Here is a 22,553-nt window from a genome sequence, read left to right on the forward strand (position 1 = left end):
GGGTCATAATCAGACGGTTGCACCTGCGAAGGCGCGGGGCCTATAAGCCCCGCAAACTCTTCCCAGCAAAGATTGCGGCGGTCTCCATGAACATCCACGAATATCAGGCCAAGCAGGTTCTCAAGGGCTTCGGCGCCCCCGTCGCCGCAGGCGTGCCCATCACCTCGGCCGATCAGGCCGAGGCCGCCGCCAAGCAACTGCCTGGCCCGCTCTATGTGGTGAAGTCGCAAATCCACGCCGGGGGCCGCGGCAAGGGCAAGTTCAAGGAACTGCCGGCCGACGCCAAGGGCGGCGTGCGTCTGGCCTTCTCGATCGAGGAAGTCGTCGCCCACGCAAAGGAGATGCTGGGCAACACCCTGGTCACCGCCCAGACGGGCGAGGCCGGCAAACAGGTCAACCGCCTCTATATCGAAGACGGCGCCGACATTGATCGTGAACTGTATTGCTCGCTGCTGGTTGATCGCGCCTACGGCCGCATCGCCTTCGTCGTCTCGACCGAAGGCGGCATGGACATCGAAACCGTCGCCCACGACACGCCCGAGAAGATCCAGAACATCGTCATCGACCCCGCCACGGGCGTGACCGACGCCGACGTCGCCGCCATCAACGCCGCCTACGGCCTGACGGGCGCCGCAGCCGAAGACGGCAAGTCGCTGTTCCCCGCCCTGTACAAGGCCTTCGTCGAGAAGGACATGGACATGCTGGAGGTGAACCCGCTGATCGTCATGAAGGACGGCCATCTGCGCGTCCTGGACGCCAAGGTCAGCTTCGACGGCAACGCCCTGTTCCGCCACGAGGACATCCGCGCCCTGCGCGATGAGACGGAAGAAGACGCCAAGGAAATCGAAGCCTCCAAGTGGGACCTCGCCTATGTCTCGCTGGACGGCAACATCGGCTGCATGGTCAACGGCGCCGGCCTGGCCATGGCGACGATGGACATCATCAAGCTGTACGGCAAGGAGCCGGCCAACTTCTGCGACGTCGGCGGCGGCGCCGGCAAGGAGAAGGTCGCGGCGGCCTTCAAGATCATCACCGCCGACCCGAACGTCCAGGGTATCCTGGTCAACATCTTCGGCGGCATCATGAAGTGCGACGTCATCGCCGAGGGCGTGGTCGCGGCCGTGAAGGAAGTGGGCCTGAAGGTGCCGCTGGTCGTGCGTCTGGAAGGCACCAACGCCGAACTGGGCAAGAAAATCCTGAACGATTCGGGCCTTACCATCCAGGCCGCCGATGATCTGGACGACGCCGCCCAGAAGATCGTCGCGGCGGTCGGCTAAACTTCAAGAGACCCTCTTTGATGCTCTGACGGCGGCGCTGCTTGCAGCGTCGCCGTTTCTCGTTGCGGAGGGCTGCGACGCCCCGCCATAGTCGTCGCCTATGGACGGAGGGAGCCTTGCCGGATTTCGAAGTGGTCGCGATGGCTTTGGCGCCCGCGCGTCATCTCGCGGCCTTCACCGACCATTATCGGGCTAAGCGCCCGGCGCGGATCAGAATCTATTTCGACGGCGAGGATGCACCTGACCCGGTCCAGGTCGGGCTCGATCCCAAGGATCTTGTAGTCTGCGACGCGGCCTTCTGGGCGACGCGCGGTGGTCGGCCCCAGGCGGTCGAGGATCGCCAGAGGGTCGTCTATGCCGAGGCCTATTCCACCCTGGCCTCCGATTGGCTGCTGGTCGTGGACATCGACGAGATGATCCTGGGCGATGTAGACGTCTCCGCTGTGCTCGGCGCCGTGGCGGCCGAACGCGAGGCGGTCATCTTCCCCTCGCTCGAGGCGGTGTGGCGGGCCGGCGACGACCTGACGCGCGAGTATGGAGCCACGCTGGCGCGCAAACCCTATCACGGCCCTTTGTCGGACCAGTTCGCAGACCTGATCTATCCGGGACGCGGGCGCTTCTTCGTTCGTGGTCTTCTGGCGCATCACATGGGCAAGCACGCGGTGCGGCGTGGCCTGCCTGACGTCATGGTCTGCATCCATGAGTCCAAGCGCGGGGACCGGCCGTTGAAGGCGGCGCGGGCGCGCGATCCCGGGACGGGGCGCACGGCCTGGCTGCTGCATCACGACGCCATCGGCTTGGACGCCTGGCGGGCCAAGTGGGACCGGCGCGTCGCGGCGGGCGACACCGCCGAAATGGGGCGCCGTCGCCGCCGCCAGCAGGCGGCCTATGTTCAGGCGCGAGAAGCGGGTGAGGAAGCCGCCCTGTTCGCGGACCTCTACGCCCTGAAACCCTGGCAGCAGGCGATCTTGCGACGGCTCGGGTTGTTACTGAATATCTGACCGGGCTTGCCTGGTCTGTCCACGCGGCCTATGTGCTCCACATAACCCGTGTAAGCCGCCCCGCTCGCGAACATGACCCGCAACATCACCCTCGCCATAGATGACGCCCTGCTCGACAAGGTGCGTGTTCTGGCCGCTATGAAGCGGACCAGCGTCAATGAGATGGTGCGCGGTTTCCTGGCTCGACTGGTCGAGGAAGAAACGGAACACGACGAGGCGACCGAAGCCTTGCTGAAGCTGGCCCGCGAAAGCGAAGGCCGGATGGGCGACTGGCGCCCCGCCAGAGAAGATGCATATAGCGGCGAGCCTCGTTTTGATCGCTGGCGCTGACGTCTTCCTGGACACCAACATCCTGATCTACGCCGCGCTCGGTTCTGTCGATGAACCGGCGAAGTACGATCGTGCGCTTGAACTTCTGACCCGACGCTTCGGCACCTCGGGTCAGGTTCTGGCCGAATTCTATGTCACCGCCCAACGCAAGGGTGCGCGCCCTCTGACTCCGGAGGAGGCGCAGGAGTGGGTGTTTCGGTTGTCCAAGAAGCCCTTCCAGCCCATCGACTACAGGGTGGTCCGCAGCGGTATCGAGAACGCCCAGCGTTACATGATTTCCTACTGGGACGGCGCCATCATCGCCGCCGCCGAACGGCTGGGCGCCAAGGTGCTCTATTCCGAAGACCTCAATCACGGTCAGACCTATGGGTCGGTCCGTGTCGAAAACCCCTTCCTTCCCGCCTAACCCAACAAGCGAGACTCCATGTCCATCCTCGTCAACAAAGACACCAAGATCATCGTCCAGGGCCTGACCGGCAAGACCGGCGGCTTCCACACCGAACAGGCCCTGGCCTATCACGGCACCCAGATGGTCGCCGGCGTCCACCCGACCAAGGGCGGCACGAACTGGACCGGTTCACACGGCGAAACCCTGCCGATCTACGCCTCGGTCGCCGAAGCCAAGGACGCCACGGGCGCCGACGCCTCGGTCATCTATGTCCCGCCGTCAGGCGCCGCCGCCGCCATCATCGAAGCCATCGACGCCGAAATCCCCTTCATCACCTGCATCACCGAGGGCATTCCGGTGATGGACATGGTCAAGGTCAAGCGCCGGCTGGAAGGCTCCAACTCCCGCCTCTTGGGCCCGAACTGCCCGGGCGTCCTGACGCCGGACGAGTGCAAGATCGGCATCATGCCGGGCAATATCTTCAAGAAGGGCTCGGTCGGCATCGTGTCGCGTTCGGGCACCCTGACCTATGAGGCCGTGTTCCAGACCACCAATGAGGGCCTGGGTCAGACCACGGCCGTGGGCATCGGCGGCGACCCGGTCAAGGGCACCGAATTCATCGACGTGCTGGAGATGTTCCTGGCCGATCCCGAAACCACCTCGATCATCATGATCGGTGAAATCGGCGGCGGCGCGGAAGAAGACGCCGCCCAGTTCCTGATCGACGAGGCCAAGAAGGGCCGCAAGAAGCCGATGGCCGGCTTCATCGCGGGTCGCACGGCGCCCAAGGGCCGCACCATGGGCCACGCCGGCGCCGTCGTCTCGGGCGGCAAGGGCGATGCGGAATCCAAGATCGCGGCGATGGAGGCCGCCGGCATCCGCATGTCGCAATCGCCGGCCCGTCTGGGCAAGACCCTGGTGGAAGTGCTGAAGGGCTGAGACCCGTAAGCGGCGTAGGCATCGCCTCACGCATCAAAAATGCCGGTCTCGGCAGGATGGGACGCCCTCGGCTTCGGCCGGGGGCGTTTTTCTTTCGCATGCGACCAATTTCTCACCGAATTGCCCCGTTTCGGTCATGACCCATAAGGAAAGCGGGCCTATATGACGGGCGCGCGCCTCACGGAGATGTGTCCGCGGGGGCCAGGGAATAGACGAGAACAATGGCGGACGATGCGGGTCGGCTGAACCAGGTCTTTGCCGAGACCTCCTTCCTCTACGGGTCCAACGCGGCCTATATCGAGGAGCTGCACGAGAAATGGGCCAATGATCCCGGCTCGGTCTCGGCGGAATGGAAGGCCTTCTTCGACCAGTTGCGCGACAACGCCGCCGCCGTGAAGGCCTCGGCCGAGGCTGGCGGTTGGGGCCGCGAGGCCGTCGCCGAGCCGACCGAGGCGACCGCCGTGTTCGACGGCCGCTGGCCGGCGCCCCAGCCTGATCCCAAGAAGCCCGGCGCCCCGACGCGCGCAACCTCCAAAGCCGCGCCGACGGAAGCCTCGCCCGAGGCGATCCGCGCCGCCGCCCACGATTCCATCCGCGCCCTGATGCTGATCCGCAGCTATCGCGTGCGCGGCCACCTCCAGGCCAATCTGGATCCCCTGGGCATCGAACAGCCGGTCGAAAACCCCGAGCTGACGCCGGAATTCTACGGCTTCAGCGGCGCCGACCTGGACCGGCCGATCTTCCTGGACGGCGTCCTGGGCCTGCAAACCGGCACCATCCGCCAGGTGCTGGACATTCTGAAGCGCACCTACTGCGGCAATATCGGCATCCAGTACATGCATATCGCCGAGCCGGAGGAGAAGGCCTGGCTTCAGCAGCGGTTCGAGGGGCCGGACAAGTTCGAGCAGAACGCCTTCACCAAGGAAGGCAAGCTGGCCATCCTGAACAAGCTGATCGAGGCGGAGGGCTTCGAGCGCTTCCTGCACAAACGCTTCCCCGGCACCAAGCGGTTCGGCCTGGACGGCGGCGAGGCCATGGTCCCGGCCCTGGAGCAGGTGATCAAGCGCGGCGGCAATCTGGGCGTCGACGAGGTGGTGCTGGGCATGGCCCACCGCGGCCGCCTGAACGTGCTGGCCGCCGTCATGGGCAAGCCCTACAAGGTCATCTTCCACGAGTTCCAGGGCGGCTCGGCCGTGCCCAGCGACATCGAGGGCTCGGGCGACGTCAAATATCACATGGGCGCCTCTTCGAACCGCGAGTTCGACGGCAACCACGTCCACCTGTCGCTGACCGCCAACCCGTCGCACCTCGAAATCGTCAACCCGGTCGTCCTGGGCAAGGCGCGCGCCAAACAGGCCTTCGACATCCGTGAGGCCAACGCCGGCAAGCCCGAGGCCGAATGGGCCTTGGACCGCTCCAAGGTCGTGCCCCTGCTGATCCACGGCGACGCCGCCTTCGCCGGCCAGGGCGTGGTGGCCGAATGTTTCGCCCTGATGGGGCTGAAGGGTTACCGCACCGGCGGCACCCTGCATTTCGTCATCAACAACCAGATCGGCTTCACCACCAGCCCGCGGAACTCGCGTTCGTCGCCCTATCCGTCGGACGTCGCCCTGATGGTCCAGGCGCCGATCTTCCACGTGAACGGCGACGATCCGGAAGCGGTCGTCTTCGCCGCCAAGGTGGCGACGGAATATCGTCAGAAGTTCCACAAGGACGCGGTGGTGGACATGTTCTGCTACCGCCGCTTCGGCCACAACGAAGGCGACGACCCGACCTTCACCCAGCCGCTGATGTATTCGAAGATCCGCGCCCAGCCCTCGACGCGCGAACTCTATTCGCAGCGTCTGATCGCCGAGGGCGTGATCTCCCAGGCCGAGGTCGACGCCGAGATCGAGCGGTTCGAGAAATTTCTCGACGAACAGTTCGAGGCGGGCAAGACCTTCAAGGCGGACAAGGCCGACTGGCTGGACGGCCAGTGGAAGGGCATGGGCGCCGCCAAGGAGGAGCTGCGCGGCGATACGGCGGTGCCCCTGGCCAAGCTCCAGGACCTGGGCGCGCGCCTGACCACCATTCCGAACAGCGTCGACATGCACAAGACGCTGAAGCGGGTCATCGAGGCTCGCCGCGAGGCGGTCGCCACCGGCGAGGGCCTGGACTGGGCCACGGCCGAGAGCCTGGCCTTCGCCTCACTGGTGGACGAGGGCTTCCCCGTGCGCCTGTCCGGCCAGGATTCGGTGCGCGGCACCTTCTCCCAGCGCCACTCGGGCATCATCGACCAGACGACCGAAGAGCGGTACATGCCGCTGAACAATCTGCGCGAAGGCCAGGCCAATTTCGAGGTCATCGACTCGGCCCTGTCGGAAGAGGCGGTGCTGGGTTTCGAGTACGGCTATTCGCTGGCCGACCCGAACACCCTGGTGCTGTGGGAAGGCCAGTTCGGCGACTTCGTGAACGGCGCCCAGGTGGTGATCGACCAGTTCATCACCTCCGGGGAACGCAAGTGGCTGCGGATGAGCGGCCTGACCATGCTGCTGCCGCACGGCTATGAAGGCCAGGGGCCGGAACACTCCTCCGCCCGCCTGGAGCGCTTCCTCCAGGCCTGCGCCGAGGACAATATCCAGGTCGCCAACTGCACGACCCCGGCCAACTATTTCCACATCCTGCGTCGCCAGATGCACCGGCCGTTCCGCAAGCCGCTGATCCTGATGACGCCCAAGTCGCTGCTGCGGCACAAGAAGGCGGTCTCGCCGCTGCGCGACCTGGCCGAGGGTTCGTCCTTCCACCGCGTGCTGCACGACGACGCCCAGACCCGTCCGGACGTCGCCGGGATCAAGATCAAGGCGGACAAGGACATCCGCCGCGTGATCCTGTGCTCGGGCAAGGTCTATTACGACCTGCTGGACGTGCGCGAGAAGAAGATGAAGGAAGGCCAGGCGGTGGACGACGTCTACATTCTGCGTCTGGAACAGTTCTATCCGTGGCCGATCCAGTCGCTGCGCAAGGAACTGGCCCGCTTCCCGAAGGCCGAGCTGGTCTGGTGCCAGGAAGAGCCGAAGAACATGGGCGGCTGGACCTTCGTCGATCCGTGGCTGGAGCTGACGCTGGACAAGCTGGACGTCGCGGCCAAGCGCGCCCGCTATGTCGGACGGCCCGGCTCGGCCTCCACGGCCGCCGGCCTGATGAGCCGGCACCTGAAGGAGCTCGAGGCCTTCACCAACGAAGCCTTCGCCTGATAAGCGTTTAAGACAGACCTAGAGACAGCTGGACCCGACATGGCCGACATCCTGACCCCCGCCCTCGGTGAATCCGTCACCGAAGCCACCATCGCGAAATGGACCAAGAAGGTCGGCGACGCGGTCAAGAAGGACGAACTGCTCGTCGAACTGGAGACCGACAAGGTCTCTCTGGAAGTCGTGGCTCCGGCCGACGGCGTCTTGGGCGCGATCAACGCCGCCGAGGGCGACACCGTGGTTCCCGGCACGGTCCTGGGTTCAGTGACCGAAGGGGGCGCGGCCGCCGCCCCGGCCGCTGCTCCCGCCAAGTCCGCCAAGGGCGAGGCCAAGGCGGCTGCAGCCGCCGCCGCTTCCAGCATCGACATCACCGTGCCGGTGATGGGCGAAAGCGTCGCCGAGGGCTCGATGGGCAAGTGGCTCAAGAAGAGCGGCGAGGCGGTCAAGAAGGATGAACTGCTGGTCGAGATCGAGACCGACAAGGTGGCCGTCGAGGTGTCGGCGCCCGCCGACGGGGTCCTGACCATCGCCGCCGACGAAGGCGCGACCGTCACGCCGGGCCAGAAGATCGGTTCGGTGTCGGGCTCCGGCGCGGCCGCTGTTGCGCCCGCCGCCGCCGCCGCCGCCCCGGCCCCGGTCGCCGCTCCGGCCAATACCGGTTCGGCCCAGGTGAAGAACGAGACCCTTTCGCCGGCCGTCCAGCGCGTGGTCGCTGAAAACAACCTGGACCCCAAGGCGATTTCCGCCACCGGACCCAAGGGCAATATCACCAAGGGCGACGCCATCGCCGCGATCGGGGCCGCTGCGGCCGCTCCGGCGCCGGCCGCCGCACCTTCCGCCCCCCGCGCCCTGGCCCCGCGCGAGGAGCGGGTGAAGATGACGCGCCTGCGTCAGACCATCGCCCGTCGCCTGAAGGAATCCCAGAATACGGCCGCCCAGCTGACCACCTTCAACGAGGTGGACATGACCAACGTCATGGCCCTGCGCGCCCAGTACAAGGAAGTCTTCGAGAAGCGCCACGGGGTGAAGCTGGGCTTCATGTCCTTCTTCACCAAGGCGGTGGTCGCCGCGCTTCAGGAAATCCCCGCAGTCAACGCCGAGATCGACGGCACGGACATCATCTACAAGAACCACTATGACATCGGCGTCGCCGTCGGCACCGACAAGGGCCTGGTGGTGCCGGTGCTGCGCGACGCCGACACCCTGAGCCTGGCCGGCATCGAAAAGGGCATCGGCGCCCTGGGCAAGGCGGCCCGCGACGGCGATCTGACCATGGATCAGCTGCAAGGCGGCACCTTCACCATCACCAACGGCGGCACCTATGGGTCGCTGATGTCGACCCCGATCCTGAACGCGCCGCAGTCCGGCATCCTGGGCATGCACAACATCGTCCAGCGTCCGATGGCCATCAACGGCGAGGTCAAGATCCGGCCGATGATGTATCTGGCCCTCAGCTATGACCACCGCATCGTCGACGGCAAGGAGGCCGTGACCTTCCTGGTCCGGATCAAGGAACTGCTGGAAGACCCGCAGCGGGCCCTGCTGGACCTGTAAGAAACTGAAAAGGCGGCGATTTCGCCGCCTTTTTTGTTAGGCCTGATGTCGGGCCGAGCCCGTAGTGTCGAATATCGACGTTTGTGTCTTGGCGACGTCAGAGGTGGAGTCATTGCGTGACTACGGGTTCTTCCGCACTGACAAACCGCCCAAAAGGCGCGCCCTATTCTCGCCATGGAATGGGCGGCGCGCGCGATAGGGGTGTTCTACGTCTTGGGCGGTCTGATGCTTCTGTATCAGGCCTGGCTCAACTGGCGTCTGCAAAGGGCCTTGTCGGACCTGGTCGCCATTCCCGTCGCCGAGCAGTTCGGCGATGGCGTGATCGTTCTGGCCGGTGTGCTGGTCATGCTTTCTGGCGCGGCCTTGGCGGCTCTCAGCGGCTGGGCTGTCGTCGCCTTCATGGCGGGATGGACGGTCCAGGCGCTGTATCTGCTCTGGACCGATCATGTCTCTCGTATCGGGGAGCCTGAGGCCGTCAGCGGACGCCGCCAGTCAGTCTACGCCTTTACCGGCTACACCGCCGCCACCGGGATCGTCCTTTGGCTCCCGACGGTCGGCGTGCTGGGCTGAATAGGGGCGGCCTGGACGTGGCTGCGACGACAATTTGGCAAGGGCGGCAAGGTCCCGGCAGGGTCGCACCCGATCATCGTTAAAGAAACCGAGCCCGATCCCGCGCCCAGGGGAGGCGTGGACGACGCGGACCCAGGCGAAAACCAGGCCTAGCCGAACTCGGCCTCCAGGTCCGCAAGGCGGGCGGCCTGGTCCTCGGCGATCAGGGCGTCCAGCAGGGGGTCGATGTCGCCCTCCAGCACCTGGGGCAGGCTGTGCAGGGTCAGGCCGATCCGGTGGTCGGTCACCCGCCCTTGCGGGAAGTTGTAGGTGCGGATCCGTTCGGACCGGTCGCCCGATCCCACCTGGGACTTGCGCGAGTCGGCGCGGGCCAGATCCTTGGCCTGGCGCTGCATGTCGTACAGGCGGACGCGCAGGTTCTTCATCGCCTTGTCCCGGTTCACGTGCTGGGACTTTTCGGACGAGGTGACGACGATGCCGGTCGGCAGGTGGGTGATCCGCACGGCCGAGTCGGTCTTGTTGACGTGCTGGCCCCCCGCGCCGGAGCTGCGGAAAGTGTCGATGCGGATGTCCTGGTCGCGGATCTCGATCTCGACGTCCTCGACCTCGGGCAGGACGGCGACGGTGGCGGCCGAGGTGTGGATGCGGCCGCCGGCCTCGGTGGTCGGCACGCGCTGGACCCGGTGGACGCCGCTCTCGAACTTCAGCCGGCCGAACACGCCCTCGCCGGTGACGGTGGCGACGATTTCCTTGTAGCCGCCGGCGTCGCCTTCGGAGACGCTGTCGACCTCGACCCGCCAGCCCCGGGTGGAGGCATAGCGCGAATACATGCGGAACAGGTCGCCGGCGAACAGGGCCGCCTCGTCTCCGCCGGTGCCGGCGCGGACCTCCAGCACGGCCGAGGCGTTTTCATCGGCGTCGCGCGGGGCCAGCAGCAGGGCCACGTCGCGCTCCAACTGCGGCAGGCGGTCGGTCAGGTCGCGCAGCTCCTCCTGGGCCATGGCGGCCATTTCGGGGTCGGACGCCATCACCTCCAGATCGGCCATTTCGGCGCGGAGCCGGGCCAGGCCCTGGACCGCGTCGGCGACGGGCTTCAGCTCGGCGTGTTCCTTGGACAGGCGGACGATCTCGGCCCCGTCGGTCGCCGCGCCCATCCGGGCCTCCACCTCGTGGAAACGGTCGAGCACCTGATCGAGACGGGCCTGGGGCAGACGCAAGGCGGAACCATCCTGGGACAATGAGAGGGGCCGTCCTTAGCCCGCCTGGGGGGGCGATGTCGATCATCGCAACGCCGCCCGGCGCCGGGTTCGTGAACTATGATAACGATGGCGTCAGCCGAGGTGGCGAACGTCATGGTCCGGGTTTAGCTGGCCGTGGAGTCGCCGACGCTGTGAGAAGGACGCCATGTTCGACCGCCTGCCCCATCGCGCTTCTGAAACCCCCTACCCCATCCGGTCGGCGGAACCGCCGGTCGATCATGACGTGGAGGAACTCTGCCGCCTCTACGACCGGCGCCTGGCGGAGCGAGGGGGCGATCTGTCGCCGAGCCGCAGGCGTGAACTGGACGCCCTGGCGGTTCGATACGGCCTGGCCGTCGACCGTACCGCCGCCATGGTCTGGCGCGATCTGCGCGCCGTCATCAGTCGGACGGTGGGGCGGGCGTCGGACCAACCGGTCGCCGAACCAGCCCCAGCGCCGGCCCAGACCCCCGCTCCCGTCGAAACAGGCCCCCTGACGGTGCTGGTCGTTGAAGACGATCCAGACGCCGCAGCCGCCTTGACCGAGCTTTTGACCGAGGCCGGGCACAGGGTGGTCGGGCCGTTCCACAGCGCGGCGCCGGCTGAGGCGGCCGCGGCGCTGCACGCCATCGACGCCGCCCTGTTGGACGTCAATCTGTCGGACGGGGCGACGGGAAGGGGACTGGCGGAGCGATTGAAACGACGCTGGGACATACGGGTGGTGCTGACGTCGGGCGACGTCGAGGCCGTCCGCCGCGCCGATCCGGCCGAGACTGTCGTGTTCAAACCCTATACGGGGGCGCAGATTCTGGCGGCCTTGGCCTGTGGGCGACGCGAGGGCTGACGGCGGGCGCTTGCGTCCGGCCGGTGGGCGGGCGATCAGACGGCATGCTGTCGAACCGATCCCGCTACGCCCTCCGCGCCATGGTGCATCTCGCCGGCCTGCCGGGCGGGGGGCCCGCCACCATCGGTGAGATCGCCGAGGCCGCCGCGGCGCCGCGAAAGTTCCTGGAAGCCATATTGCTGGACCTGCGTCGGCGGCATCTGCTCGTGTCCAAACGCGGGAGGACCGGCGGCTACGCCCTGGCCGCGCCGGCCGACCGCATCAGTTTCGCCGATGTGATCCGAGCGCTGGAAGGCCCTCTGGCGCTCGCGCCCTGCGCATCCCGCACCGCCTTCGGGCCTTGTGAAACCTGCCCCGATGTGGACACCTGCCCTCTGCGTTCGGTCTTGCAGGACGGTCGGGACGCCGTCGCCGCCGTGTTCGAGGCGCGAACCCTTCTGCAAGCCGCAGCGAAATTTTCTCCTATTGACCAACTAGGAAATAAGCCGCCAACCTCGTGATCCTCCGGAGGGGCCATGCAAGACTTCCTGCTGTTTCTGTGCGTCGGGTTCTTGGCCCAGATCGTCGACGGCGCCCTGGGCATGGCCTATGGGGTGATCTCGTCCACTGTCCTGCTGTCGTTCGGCGTGCCGCCCGCGACGGCGTCGGCCAGCGTCCACGCCGCGGAAGTCTTCACCACGGCTGCGTCTGCGGGGTCGCACACGGTGAACAAGAATGTGAACTGGAAGCTGTTCGCCCCCCTGGCCCTGGGTGGGGTGGTTGGCGGCGGCCTGGGCGCCTTCGTCCTCACCAGCATCGACGGCGACCTGATCAAGCCCTGGATCACTGCCTATCTGGCGATCATGGGCGGTGTGATCATCTGGCGCGCCACCCGCCAGACGCGCGCGCGACTGTTTCCGTTGAAACTGGCCGGTCCCCTGGGGGTGGTCGGGGGCTTCTTCGACGCCGTCGGCGGCGGCGGCTGGGGGCCGACGGTCACGACGACCCTGGTGGGATCGGGCCAGGACCCGCGCGCCTCGATCGGCACCACCAATACGGCCGAGTTCTTCGTCACCTCCGCCATCTCCGCCACCTTCCTGGCGGCGCTGCTGACCGGCCACTGGGACCAGGCCGAGGGCGTGGCCACCCACGCCATGGCGGTGCTGGGCCTGATCCTGGGCGGGCTGATCGCCGCGCCCTTCGCCGGCGTCATCGCCCGGATCGCGCCGCGTCGGGTGCTGACCTACGGCGTCGGTGCCGTGGTTCTGCTGTCGGCGGGCTATCAGGCGCTGCGGCTGTTCAAGCTGATCTGAGCGAGTGGATAGAGCGATCTTTGCGAGTGCTAGCGGTATGTGTTAACGCTCCCTGGGGATGCCGGGAGGAATAATGCTTCGTTTTTCTAATGGTCTATTGGCCGCACTGTGGGTGGCGTCGTTGGCGGCGTGCGCCAAACCGTCCTATGATTATGTCCCGCTCGTGCAGGATATCAGCCGACCGGCGCTTGGCTCAGTCAATACAGTGGGTGTGGGCGAGCAGATGCTGGTTCAGGGGCGTTTCGAGGAGCGCGACGCGCTGATCTTGGACCGTGACACGCAGGTTGGAACGCTCGGAACCTACACCTTCACTGCCGGGCATTTCGTTCGGGTCGGAGGAAATGGGAATGTGGGATTTTACAATGAGAGCGCCGTACCCGGCAGCGGCCGCGTTCAACAAGGCATTTTGGCTGACCCATTTCAGGTGATCGAGTTTAACAGCGTTACGAACCAGATCTGCGGCGTGACCATCTTCAACCTCAAGGCCTGTAGGAAGGTCGATGGCGCTCGTGTCGAACGGGTGGTGGTCCAGAGCAACAATGCTTTTCAGCAGACGCTCATTTATAGTGGTCGGGTCGGTAGTAAGATCAACATAGGGTACCGAGAGTTCTCCGGAAATGTCGCGCGCCCTGCTTTTAACAACGACGTCGAATACGATCTGAGTGAATCGAAGACTATTGGCTATATGGGTGCCCAGATTGAAATTCTGGATGCTACTAATCAGAATATCCAGTATCGAGTCATTCGGAACTTTAACGCCGCTGCACGATAGCGGTGCTGCGCGCTATTCGGCCGCCTGAAGCTCCGCCGCCCGCGCCGCCTCCAGCTCGGCGGCCTTCTGTTCCACCAGCTCGACGATATGGTCGATCATGCCCTCATTGGCCTGTTTGTGGGCGATCTTGCCGTTCAGATAGACCATGCCCGCGCCCTTGCCGCCGCCGGTGAAGCCGATGTCGGTATAGAGGGCCTCGCCCGGGCCGTTCACGACGCAGCCGATGACCGACAGGCTCATCGGCGTCGAGATATGGGCCAGCTTTTCTTCCAGCAGGCCGACCGTCTCGATGACGTTGAATCCCTGACGCGCGCAGGACGGGCAGGCGATGATGTTGACGCCCCGGTGACGCAGGCCCAGCGACTTCAGAATGTCGAAACCGACCTTGATCTCCTCGACCGGATCGGCGGCCAGGGAGACGCGGATGGTGTCGCCGATCCCCGCCCACAGCATGGAGCCCAGGCCGATGGACGACTTGATCGTCCCTGTGCGCAGCGGCCCCGCCTCGGTCACGCCCAGGTGCAGGGGGCAGTCGATGGCGTCCGCCAGCTGCTGATAGGCGGCGACGGTCAGGAAGGGGTCGGAGGCCTTCACCGAGATCTTGAACTCGTGGAAGTCGTTGTCCTGCAGGATGCGGGCGTGGTTCAGGGCGCTCTCGACCATGGCGTCGGGGCAGGGCTCGCCGTACTTCTCGAGCAGCTCCTTCTCCAGAGAACCGGCGTTGACGCCGATCCGCATGGAGCAGCCGTTGTCGCGGGCGGCCTGGATGACGTCGCGGACCCGATCCGGGCTGCCGATATTGCCCGGATTGATGCGCAGGCAGGCGGCGCCCGCCTCGGCCGCCTCGATGCCGCGCTTGTAGTGGAAATGGATGTCGGCGACCAAGGGAACCTTGGCCTCGCGGACGATGGTGCGAAACGCTTGGGTCGATTCAACGTCGGGGCAGGAGACGCGAACGATGTCGGCGCCGGCCTCTTCCAGCTGACGGATCTGATCGATCGTCGCCGCCGCGTCGGACGTCGGCGTATTGGTCATCGACTGGACGCTGATCGGGGCGTCGCCGCCGACCAGGACGGAGCCCACGCGGATCTGACGGCTCTTGCGCCGTTCGATATGGCGCCAGGGACGGACGTGGCCGAGTTCTGAAGTGTGGTCGCTCATTTCCGGCCCATATAGGCGCTCTGCGGCTCCGCGACCACCGGCGTAACGGTCAGTTCGTCGTTACGCCGGCGCCGGGATTGGCGACCGTCTCGCCCGTCGGTGCGGCGTCCTGGGTTCGCAGGAGCTGAGCCGAACGCTCGGCCTGAAGCTGGGCCTGACGGCGCGCCTGCTCCTCCGCCACCTGCCGGGCCGCCTGTTCGGCGCGGCTGTTCAGCTGGGTCAAAGGGGTCAGAAGGGCGGGCAGGACGCCGCTATGCTCGCCGTTCAGATAGACGTCAAAGGCGGCTGGATCAGACACGTCGATCGTGGCGCTGACGCCCATGGGGGCACGCCAGGCCTCTCCCGGCGCCATCTGCCGGGCGAACAGGGCCTGACCCCCGCCCAGCCTGACCACCAGGGCGCCCGCCTTCTTGGCCTGAATGACCACCTGAGAGGCGGTGGCCGGGGCGCCGTAGACGGCGCCGCGCGGATTGAACGCCTTCTGAACCGGGGCGGCGTCCGCCGCCTGGGCCGCCGCGATCACCGCCGGATCGTTCGGATCGACCCCGGTCAGCTGGGCCTCAAGGCCGGGCGTGACATAGAGGGCGGGCGTCGTCTGGTCCGGCGGCGCAGCCCTGGGGGCGCCCAGCGCGATCGGGGCGGCCTGGCCGGGCACCTCTCCCAGCCGCCAGCTTTCCGGCACGGCGGCGATGTCGGACGGGCGGACCTCCTGGTGGATGTTGAGGCGCTGAAACACGTTCCAGCCGATCAGGGCGACGGCCACTATGGCGACGAGACCGATGATCCGCGGCGAATAGCGTTTGACGTCCTCAAAGGCGATGCCGATCGGCGCCTTCAACGGGGCGGAGGTGTCCGGGCTTTCGCGCTTGAACCGCTCCACGGCCAGCTGTTCGTCCAGCCCCAGGGCCGCCGCATAGCCCCGCACATAGCCGATGGCGAAGACGCGCGAGGGCAGGGACGACCAGTCGTTCTGCTCCAGAGCGATCAGGAAGCGGGTATGGACCTTGGTTTCGGCGGAGAGATCGGCCAGGGACTTTCCCGACTGTTCGCGGGCGCGGCGCAGGCCGTCGCCCAGAGTCGCGGCCTCGGTGATGGAGGGCGCGAGGTCCTTCCAGTCCGGATGAGCCTTGAACTCTTCGGGGGCGTTCCCCGCATCCAGCGCCATGACGCCTGACCCCACACTCGGAACGACAGAGAGCCGCCCCGTACTCGCAACGGACCCGTCCGGTAGCATGTCTTCGCGACGGGACGCGCCTCTCCCCTTCGGCGGACCCCATGCGTCCTGTGGATAAACCATATCGTCAGCCCCATCAACGGCGTTTCCCGATTCGGGATGCGCGCGCCAATCCTCAGGCGGCGACGTTCAATTTCCGGGCCAGGGATTCGATCTCGTTGCGGATCGAACCGGTGGAGAGGTTCAGCAGATTGTTCAGGCCGCGCCGCGCAGCCGTCAGATCGGCCGACAGGATCATCCGTTTGACCGGCCCGACCCCGCCCGCAGGCGCCGACAGGCGGGTGAAGCCCAGGGTGATCAGGGCGAAGGCCTCCAGCGGCCGGCCCGCCAGCTCGCCGCAGATCGAGACCGGGGTGCCGGTGTCGGCGCAGGCCTTCTGGATGGTCTGGAGCGCGCGCAGGGTCGGCGGCGACAGAGGGTCGTAGCGGTCCGACACCAGGGGATTGGTCCGGTCGGCGGCGTACATGTACTGGAACAGGTCGTTGGTCCCGATCGAGACGAAGTCGGTCAGGGGCAGAAGCGCGTCCAAATGCCACAGCAGGGACGGGCATTCGACCATGGCGCCGACGCGCAACAGGGCGGGCAGGGCGCGGCCGCGCCGCCGGGCCCAGGCGCATTCGACGTCGACCAGTTCGCGCGCGGCCCGGAACTCGTCCACCGTCGCGATCATCGGGAACATGACGCGCAGTTCGCGGCCCGCCGCCGCCGTCAGCAGGGCCCGAAGTTGCATTCGCAGCAGGGACGGCCGGTCCAGGCCCAGGCGGATGGCGCGTCGGCCCAGGGCGGGGTTTTCCTCCCGCTCCGCCTCCAGATAGGGCAGGACCTTGTCGCCGCCGATGTCCAGGGTGCGGAAGGTGACGGGCCGGTCGCCGGCGGCGTCCAGCACCAGCTTGTAAAGGGCGGTCTGGGCGTCCAGCCGGGGCAGTTCGTCCGAGACCATGAACTGGAATTCAGTGCGGAACAGGCCGATGCCTTCCGCCCCCGTCTCGTTCAGATTCTCCAGATCCACCGCCAGGCCGGCGTTGGTCAAAAGGCTGATCCGCTGGCCGTCCAGGGTCACGGCGGGGGTGTCGCGCAGCTGGGCGAACTGGGCCCGGCGCTGGTCACGTACAGCCATTCGCGACTGGACGGCCTCGATCATGTCGGGGCGAGGGCGCAGATAGGCCTCGCCGGTCTCGCCGTCGGCGATGACCATATCGCCTTCCGACAGCCGGTCGCGCAGTCCCATCAGACGACCGACGCAGGGAATCTGCAGCGCGCGGGCCACGATGGCGGCGTGGCTGGCCGTCGATCCCTCTTCGAGCAGCAGGCCCTTCAGCTTGTCGCGCGGATATTCCAGCAGATCAGCCGGACCCAGGTTGCGCGCCACCACTATGGCGTCGTCGGGCAGTTCGCGCTCGCCGGGCTTGTCGCCCGCCAGCACCCGCAGCAGCCGGTTGGCCAGGTCTTCGAAGTCGTGCAGCCGCTCGCGGATATAGGGGTCGCGCGCCTGGGCGAAGCGGGCGCGGTGTTCGTTCCTGACTCGGTCCACCGCCGCCTCTGCGGTCAGGCCGTTCCTCACCGCCTCTTCCAGCGACCGGTTCCAGCCCCGATCGTCGGCGAACATCCGATAGGTCTCCAGCACCTCGAACGAGGGACCGGCCAAGCCCTGACCCTTGTCCAGCATGGCGTCCAGACCGGTCTTCAGCGAGGCCAGGGCCAGCTTCAGGCGGGCCTCCTCCAGACCGGGGTCCTCCGCCAGCAGTTTTTCCGGCGGCAGGGGCGCCTCGTGCAGCACCACATGGCCGAACGCCAGGCCGTCGCCGAACTTCTGGCCTTTCAGCCGTTCCGGCCGATGCGGCGCCAGTTCGACGTCGCGCAGCTCCTCCTGGTCCAGCAGTTCGCCCGAGGAGACGGTTTCGGCCAGGACCATGGCTATGGTCTGGATGTCCTCGACCTCGTCCTCGTCATAGCGCCGCTCGGTGCGGTTCTGCACCACCAGCACGCCAATGGCGCGGCCGCCGCGCAGCAGCGGGGCGCCGAGGAAGGCGTGATAGGGGTCTTCGCCCGTTTCCGGACGATAGGAGAAGGCCGGATGCGACGGGGCGTCCGACAGACTGATCGGCTGGGCGGTCCGCGCCACTTCGCCGACCAGACCCTCGCCTGGGCGCAGACGGGTGTTGTGGACGGCGCCGGGGTTCAGACCTTCGGTCGCGAAAAGCTCCAGCTCGCCCGAGGCCCGGCGCAGATAGATGGAGCAGACCTCGGCGACCATCGACCGGGCGATGATCTGCACCACCATGTTCAGGCGGTCCTGAGCCGGGGTCGCGCCCGCGCCCGCCCCGCCCAGAGCCTCGCGGATCTGGCGCAGGAGGTTGCGTGGTCCCCTGGTCATCGCGCCGCCTGCCGGCATCATGGCTCCCGCGCCTCGGCGCCGCAGCGCCCGTTCAAATCACCTATACAGCGTCCAGGCCGTAAGCCGAATGGAGGGCGCGCACGGCCAGTTCGGCATAGGCGGCGTCGATCAGCACGCTGATCTTGATCTCCGACGTCGAAATGGCCTGAAACTTGACCCCCTTGTCGGCCAGGGCCTTGAACATGGTCTGGGCCACGCCGGCGTGGCTGCGCATGCCGACCCCGACGACGGAGACCTTGGCCACGTCCTCATCGACACGGATCTCCTCGAAGGCCAGGTCGGCCTGGGCCGCCTTCATGATGTCGGCGGCGCGCACGGCGTCGCGGCGGCCGGTCGTGAAGGTCAGGTTCACCGTATTGGCGGTGCGGGCCTGGCTCTGGACGATCATGTCCACATTGACGTTGGCCTCGGCCAGACGGGTGAAGACGTCTGCGGGGGCGTCCACCCGGTCGGACAGGCCCAAAAGGGTGATGCGGGCCTCGTCACGGCTCATGGTCACGCCGGACACGATGCGTTTTTCCACGATCTCCTCCTCGTCGCAGATCAGGGTTCCGCCCTTGTCGGGCATTTGGCCGGACTCGTCCGGTTCGATGAAGCTGGACAGAACCCGCACAGGCACCTGTTTGGCCATGGCGAGTTCGACCGATCGGGTTTGCAGCACCTTGGCCCCCAGGGAGGCCATTTCCAGCATCTCCTCGAAGGAGACCTTGTTCAGACGCCGCGCGCGGCTCTCGATGCGGGGATCGGTCGTATAGACCCCGTCCACGTCGGTGTAGATGTCGCAGGGGCAGGACAGGGCGGCCGCCACGGCGACGGCCGAGGTGTCCGATCCGCCCCGGCCCAGGGTGGTGATCTTGCCGTCGGGGGTCACGCCCTGGAAGCCGGGCACGACGGCGATTTCGCCCGCATCGACGGCGGCGCCCAGCTTCTCGCCGGGGATGTCGACGATCCGGGCGCGGCCGTGGGCGTCGTCGGTGACGATCGGCACCTGCCAGCCCATCCAGGACCGGGCGTTCAGACCCATGTTGCGCAGCGTCATGGCCAGGAGGCCGGACGTCACCTGTTCGCCCGAGGCCACCACCACATCATATTCGTCGTCGCTGAGCGGCAGGCCGGCGGCGGCCGGGCCGGCGCCGTCGGTCCAGGCGACCAGCTCGTTCGTCTTGCCGGCCATGGCCGAGACGACGACAGCCACCTTCTTGCCCGAGGCGGCCTCTGCGGCGACGATCCGCGCCGCGCGACGAATGCGTTCGAGGTCCCCCATGGAGGTGCCGCCGAACTTCATCACCAGTCGTGTGGTTTCGGGCCGCGTCATCGTGGCGTTCCGCCCCCTGCTTGCGTGAAAGGGCGCGAAGGTCCATCCCTCGCGTCATGACCGCTTCTAGCGACGCCGCACCGTCTCGCCTACCCCGCGAAGGGCATGGTTTTTCGCAAAATTCGCCCGAAGGCGCATTCGGCGCATCGATTGACCCGGCCGACGTCGCCCGCTTCTCGGCCCAGGCGGCCGAATGGTGGGATGCGCACGGGCCGTTCGCACCTCTGCATCGGTTCAATCCCGCGCGGTTGAAGCTGATCCGCGAGCAACTGTGCGCCCGGCTGGGCCGGGATTCGCGAGCGCGCCGCCCGTTCGAGGGTCTGGCCCTGCTGGACGTCGGCTGCGGCGGCGGGCTGATCGCCGAGCCGATGCGGCGGATGGGCTTCACCGTCACCGCCATCGACGCCTCGACCGAGAACATCGGCACGGCGCGCGCCCATGCCGAGATGGTCGGGCTGGACATCGCCTATCGCCCGGCGACCGTCGAACAGATGGAGGCGGAAGGGGCGGGGCCGTTCGATGTGGTCCTGACCATGGAGGTGATCGAACATGTCGCCGATCCGGAAGGCTTCGTGCGCGCCTGTTCGCGCCTGGTCCGGCCGGGCGGGGTGATGATGGTCGCCACCCTGAACCGCACCCTGAAGTCCCTGGCGCTCGGCAAGGTGGCGGCGGAATATGTGCTGCGCTGGGTGCCGGCGGGGACGCACGACTGGCGCCAGTTCCTGAAGCCCGAGGAGATTCGGGAAATGCTGGCGGCGGAGCCGGTGACGGTCGAGGGCCCCTACGGCCTGAACTATGACCCGCTGACGGATCGCTGGAGCCAGAGCGACGACGCGGGGATCAACTATATGATGGTGGCCACGCGGGCCTGAAACGCGAAAGGCCGCCCCGAAGGGCGGCCTTTCCTTTTTGGGCCGAAGCCTCACACCTTCGAAGCGCGGCTGCGGGTCCAGGCGTAGAGGCCGATCACGGCGACGGCGAAGCCGACGATCCCCGCCGGCATGGCCGGCCAGGTCGAACCCTCGGGCAGCATGGCGAACGGCGCGTCGTCGCGGGTGGCGACGATGACCCCGGCGGTGAAGACGCCGAACAGGCTTTCGCCCACGATCAGGCCCGAGGCCAGCAGCACGCCCATGCGGCGCGCCACATCGGCGTAACGGGTGCTGGAGACCGCCTTGTCGTAGATCCAGCCGCAGACGGCGCCGATGACCAGCATGGTGGTGACGGCGGCCGGCAGATAGAAGCCGATGCCGACGGCCAGGGGCGGCAGCTTGATCTTCTTGCCGGTCGCCTTCTCCAGCACGGCGTCCAGGATGATGATGACCACGCCGATCACCGCGCCCAGGCCGATCAGGTCCCAGCGCAGGTCGCCGCCGATGACGCCGCGCGCCAGGGCCGAGATCAGGGTGGCCTGAGGCGCCGCCAGGGTCTTGGCCCCCTCGACGATGGCGGGCGGGCCGCCCTCGAAGCCGAAGGCCTGGTTCAGAAGGTTCAGGATCAACGGAATGACCAGGGCGCCGGCGCCGACGCCGACGATCAGGGCGACCTGCTGGCGCCAGGGCGTGGCCTCGACCAGCTGGCCGGTCTTCAGATCCTGGAGATTGTCATTGGCGATGACGGCGACGGCGAAGACCACGGCGGTCACGATCAGGGCGAAGGCGATGATGGACGGATCGGCGGGCACGCCCGCGATCGCCATCACGCCCAGCATCAGCAGGGAGGCGATCACGACGGCCAGTATGCCGACGCCCGAGACCGGGCTGTTCGAGGAGCCGATCAGGCCGGCCATGTATCCGCAGATGGCGGCCACGGCGAAACCGATCAGGACGACATAGACCAGGCCGCCGATCACCAGCAGGGGCGTCGATCCGGCCAGGGCCGGGGCGGTCTGGGCGAACCAGGCCAGAAGGCCGGCGATGCCGATCAGACAGACGAGCGAGATACCGCCCACCAGCTTGATCGGCAGATCCTGTTCGGTCAGTTCCAGCGCCTCGCCGTGATTGCGGCGGGCGTTGGCGGCCAAGGCCGAGGTCAGGCCGCCGACCAGGGGACCGGCCAGCTTGATCAAGGTCCAGATGGCGGCCACGCCGATGACGCCGGCGCCCATGAAGCGGACTTCGCGGCTCCAGACCCGTCCGGCCAGCTCCTCGGCGCCCGTCCCGGCGGGCAGGGTGGAGGCGATGGAGGGGATGCCGTGCGCCGTCAGCCAGGCCACGGTGTCGGGGCTGGTCAGGATCGGCACGGCGATGGCCCAGGCCAGGATCAGGCCGAACAGCTGGGCCAGGCCGACCGTCAGGCCGATCAGGTGGCCGGCGCCCAGAAGGGCGAACTGCATGCCGAAGCCCATGCCGGTGGCCCCGCCGCCCAGGGCGGCCGGAAGCTTGAAGAACTTGGCGGCCTCGCCGGCGAAGACGCGGCCCGCGACCAGCAGGGCGTAGCCGGCCGAGACGACGGCGCCGGCGACCACGATCCACAGGCCGGACTTGTTCTCGCGCACCGCGCTCTCGGTCTGTTCGGCTCCGCGCGAGCCGACCTTCAGCACCTCGGCGGCGGCGACGCCTTCCGGATAGGGCAGGCCGCCGCCCGTCACCAGGGCGCGGCGCAGCGGGATGGAGAAGGTCACCCCCAGGACGCCGCCCAGGATGCAGATGGCCACCGACTGCCAGAAGGGAAACTCCAGCCACCAGCCGATCATCACCAGGCCCGGCAGGACGAAGATGATCGAGCTCATGGCCCCGCCGACCGAGGCCACGGTCTGGACCGTCATATTCTCCCAGATGGTCGAGGTCTTGAAGGCCCGCAGCACGGCCATGGAGATGACCGCCGCCGGAATGGCCGAGGCGAAGGTCAGGCCGACCAGAAGGCCCAGATAGGTGTTGGCGGCGGTGAAGATCACCGCCAGCAGGCAGCCCAGCACAAGGGCGCGAAGGGTCAGTTCAAGCCGGCCCTTTCGGGTTTGGGGCGCAGCGACGGCGTCAGTCATGAAGATCGGTTCCCACGTTCGACCGGGACG

The 22,553-nt window shown here is 67.1% G+C and carries 19 protein-coding genes; 13 read left to right on the forward strand and 6 right to left on the reverse strand.

The window, feature by feature from the left end; genetic code table 11:
- The first annotated feature begins 86 nt into the window (after positions 1-86).
- The 8 genes from sucC (at position 87) to GGQ93_RS09370 (ending at position 9,289) form a co-directional block, all read left to right on the forward strand.
- Positions 87-1,277: an ADP-forming succinate--CoA ligase subunit beta gene (gene sucC / locus GGQ93_RS09335; protein WP_183216589.1), complete on the forward strand. Its 1,191-nt coding sequence runs from the start codon at positions 87-89 to the stop codon at positions 1,275-1,277.
- A gap of 116 nt (positions 1,278-1,393) precedes the next feature.
- Positions 1,394-2,278 carry a hypothetical protein gene (locus GGQ93_RS09340; RefSeq protein WP_183216591.1) on the forward strand — a complete coding sequence of 295 codons (885 nt, stop codon included), beginning with the start codon at positions 1,394-1,396 and terminating at the stop codon, positions 2,276-2,278.
- Between the two features lie 72 nt (positions 2,279-2,350).
- A complete protein-coding gene (locus GGQ93_RS09345) occupies positions 2,351-2,608 on the forward strand; it encodes a ribbon-helix-helix protein, CopG family (protein WP_054764270.1) in 258 nt (85 codons plus the stop codon).
- Positions 2,592-3,014 carry a PIN domain-containing protein gene (locus GGQ93_RS09350; RefSeq protein ID WP_182713871.1) on the forward strand — a complete coding sequence of 141 codons (423 nt, stop codon included), beginning with the start codon at positions 2,592-2,594 and terminating at the stop codon, positions 3,012-3,014. Before GGQ93_RS09345 ends, GGQ93_RS09350 begins: the two co-directional genes overlap by 17 nt.
- An 18-nt stretch (positions 3,015-3,032) precedes the next feature.
- On the forward strand, positions 3,033-3,935 hold the full coding sequence (sucD, locus tag GGQ93_RS09355) for a succinate--CoA ligase subunit alpha (protein WP_054764268.1): 903 nt from the start codon (positions 3,033-3,035) through the stop codon (positions 3,933-3,935).
- A gap of 221 nt (positions 3,936-4,156) precedes the next feature.
- Positions 4,157-7,168 carry a 2-oxoglutarate dehydrogenase E1 component gene (locus GGQ93_RS09360; RefSeq protein WP_183216593.1) on the forward strand — a complete coding sequence of 1,004 codons (3,012 nt, stop codon included), beginning with the start codon at positions 4,157-4,159 and terminating at the stop codon, positions 7,166-7,168.
- Between the two features lie 39 nt (positions 7,169-7,207).
- Positions 7,208-8,719 carry a 2-oxoglutarate dehydrogenase complex dihydrolipoyllysine-residue succinyltransferase gene (odhB, locus tag GGQ93_RS09365; RefSeq protein WP_183216595.1) on the forward strand — a complete coding sequence of 504 codons (1,512 nt, stop codon included), beginning with the start codon at positions 7,208-7,210 and terminating at the stop codon, positions 8,717-8,719.
- Positions 8,720-8,944: 225 nt separating this feature from the next.
- Positions 8,945-9,289, forward strand: coding sequence for a hypothetical protein (locus GGQ93_RS09370; protein WP_221233630.1), 345 nt, complete (start codon positions 8,945-8,947; stop codon positions 9,287-9,289).
- A 149-nt stretch (positions 9,290-9,438) separates the two neighbouring features.
- Here the strand turns inward: GGQ93_RS09370 and prfA are convergent, their stop codons facing one another.
- The gene (gene prfA, locus GGQ93_RS09375) at positions 9,439-10,506 is read right to left on the reverse strand and encodes a peptide chain release factor 1 (RefSeq protein WP_183216599.1); all 1,068 of its coding nucleotides are present in this window, start codon (positions 10,504-10,506) and stop codon (positions 9,439-9,441) included.
- 187 nt (positions 10,507-10,693) lie between these two features.
- Here prfA and GGQ93_RS09380 point away from each other — a divergent pair, with 187 nt between their 5' ends.
- From GGQ93_RS09380 to GGQ93_RS09395, 4 genes are all read left to right on the forward strand, one after another.
- Entirely contained in the window at positions 10,694-11,371 is a 678-nt protein-coding gene (locus GGQ93_RS09380; protein WP_183216601.1) for a response regulator, read from the forward strand.
- 44 nt (positions 11,372-11,415) lie between these two features.
- On the forward strand, positions 11,416-11,871 hold the full coding sequence (locus GGQ93_RS09385; RefSeq protein WP_183216603.1) for an RrF2 family transcriptional regulator: 456 nt from the start codon (positions 11,416-11,418) through the stop codon (positions 11,869-11,871).
- A 15-nt stretch (positions 11,872-11,886) separates the two neighbouring features.
- A complete protein-coding gene (locus GGQ93_RS09390; RefSeq protein ID WP_183216605.1) occupies positions 11,887-12,663 on the forward strand; it encodes a sulfite exporter TauE/SafE family protein in 777 nt (258 codons plus the stop codon).
- A 73-nt stretch (positions 12,664-12,736) separates the two neighbouring features.
- Entirely contained in the window at positions 12,737-13,435 is a 699-nt protein-coding gene (locus GGQ93_RS09395; RefSeq protein ID WP_183216607.1) for a hypothetical protein, read from the forward strand.
- 12 nt (positions 13,436-13,447) lie between these two features.
- Here GGQ93_RS09395 and ispG read toward each other — a convergent pair whose 3' ends face one another.
- The 4 genes from ispG to GGQ93_RS09415 form a co-directional block, all read right to left on the reverse strand.
- Positions 13,448-14,596: a flavodoxin-dependent (E)-4-hydroxy-3-methylbut-2-enyl-diphosphate synthase gene (gene ispG / locus GGQ93_RS09400; protein WP_183216609.1), complete on the reverse strand. Its 1,149-nt coding sequence runs from the start codon at positions 14,594-14,596 to the stop codon at positions 13,448-13,450.
- A 49-nt stretch (positions 14,597-14,645) separates the two neighbouring features.
- Positions 14,646-15,761: a helix-turn-helix domain-containing protein gene (locus tag GGQ93_RS09405; RefSeq protein ID WP_182713881.1), complete on the reverse strand. Its 1,116-nt coding sequence runs from the start codon at positions 15,759-15,761 to the stop codon at positions 14,646-14,648.
- 184 nt (positions 15,762-15,945) lie between these two features.
- Entirely contained in the window at positions 15,946-18,204 is a 2,259-nt protein-coding gene (gene ptsP, locus GGQ93_RS09410) for a phosphoenolpyruvate--protein phosphotransferase (RefSeq protein ID WP_311734593.1), read from the reverse strand.
- Positions 18,205-18,265: 61 nt separating this feature from the next.
- Positions 18,266-19,540, reverse strand: a complete 1,275-nt coding sequence (locus tag GGQ93_RS09415; RefSeq protein ID WP_182713883.1) for an aspartate kinase — start codon at positions 19,538-19,540, stop codon at positions 18,266-18,268.
- 56 nt (positions 19,541-19,596) lie between these two features.
- Here GGQ93_RS09415 and ubiG point away from each other — a divergent pair, with 56 nt between their 5' ends.
- Positions 19,597-20,412, forward strand: coding sequence for a bifunctional 2-polyprenyl-6-hydroxyphenol methylase/3-demethylubiquinol 3-O-methyltransferase UbiG (gene ubiG, locus GGQ93_RS09420; RefSeq protein ID WP_183216614.1), 816 nt, complete (start codon positions 19,597-19,599; stop codon positions 20,410-20,412).
- Positions 20,413-20,462: 50 nt separating this feature from the next.
- Here ubiG and GGQ93_RS09425 read toward each other — a convergent pair whose 3' ends face one another.
- Positions 20,463-22,523: an OPT family oligopeptide transporter gene (locus tag GGQ93_RS09425; RefSeq protein ID WP_183216616.1), complete on the reverse strand. Its 2,061-nt coding sequence runs from the start codon at positions 22,521-22,523 to the stop codon at positions 20,463-20,465.
- Between the last annotated feature and the right edge of the window lie 30 nt (positions 22,524-22,553).

This window comes from Brevundimonas aurantiaca (genome assembly GCF_014199955.1).
GTDB lineage: Bacteria > Pseudomonadota > Alphaproteobacteria > Caulobacterales > Caulobacteraceae > Brevundimonas > Brevundimonas aurantiaca.

Bases quoted from the DNA above. Each gene is read 5' to 3' on its own strand.
- GGQ93_RS09380 (WP_183216601.1), top strand. From the start codon at position 10,694: ATGTTCGACCGCCTGCCCCATCGCGCTTCTGAAACCCCCTACCCCATC.
- odhB (WP_183216595.1), top strand. From the start codon at position 7,208: ATGGCCGACATCCTGACCCCCGCCCTCGGTGAATCCGTCACCGAAGCC.
- GGQ93_RS09370 (WP_221233630.1), top strand. From the start codon at position 8,945: ATGCTTCTGTATCAGGCCTGGCTCAACTGGCGTCTGCAAAGGGCCTTG.
- GGQ93_RS09405 (WP_182713881.1), bottom strand. From the start codon at position 15,761: ATGGCGCTGGATGCGGGGAACGCCCCCGAAGAGTTCAAGGCTCATCCG.
- ubiG (WP_183216614.1), top strand. From the start codon at position 19,597: ATGACCGCTTCTAGCGACGCCGCACCGTCTCGCCTACCCCGCGAAGGG.
- GGQ93_RS09360 (WP_183216593.1), top strand. From the start codon at position 4,157: ATGGCGGACGATGCGGGTCGGCTGAACCAGGTCTTTGCCGAGACCTCC.
- sucD (WP_054764268.1), top strand. From the start codon at position 3,033: ATGTCCATCCTCGTCAACAAAGACACCAAGATCATCGTCCAGGGCCTG.
- sucC (WP_183216589.1), top strand. From the start codon at position 87: ATGAACATCCACGAATATCAGGCCAAGCAGGTTCTCAAGGGCTTCGGC.
- GGQ93_RS09345 (WP_054764270.1), top strand. From the start codon at position 2,351: ATGACCCGCAACATCACCCTCGCCATAGATGACGCCCTGCTCGACAAG.
- GGQ93_RS09425 (WP_183216616.1), bottom strand. From the start codon at position 22,523: ATGACTGACGCCGTCGCTGCGCCCCAAACCCGAAAGGGCCGGCTTGAA.
- ptsP (WP_311734593.1), bottom strand. From the start codon at position 18,204: ATGACCAGGGGACCACGCAACCTCCTGCGCCAGATCCGCGAGGCTCTG.
- GGQ93_RS09390 (WP_183216605.1), top strand. From the start codon at position 11,887: ATGCAAGACTTCCTGCTGTTTCTGTGCGTCGGGTTCTTGGCCCAGATC.
- ispG (WP_183216609.1), bottom strand. From the start codon at position 14,596: ATGAGCGACCACACTTCAGAACTCGGCCACGTCCGTCCCTGGCGCCAT.
- GGQ93_RS09385 (WP_183216603.1), top strand. From the start codon at position 11,416: ATGCTGTCGAACCGATCCCGCTACGCCCTCCGCGCCATGGTGCATCTC.
- GGQ93_RS09415 (WP_182713883.1), bottom strand. From the start codon at position 19,540: ATGACGCGGCCCGAAACCACACGACTGGTGATGAAGTTCGGCGGCACC.
- GGQ93_RS09395 (WP_183216607.1), top strand. From the start codon at position 12,737: ATGCTTCGTTTTTCTAATGGTCTATTGGCCGCACTGTGGGTGGCGTCG.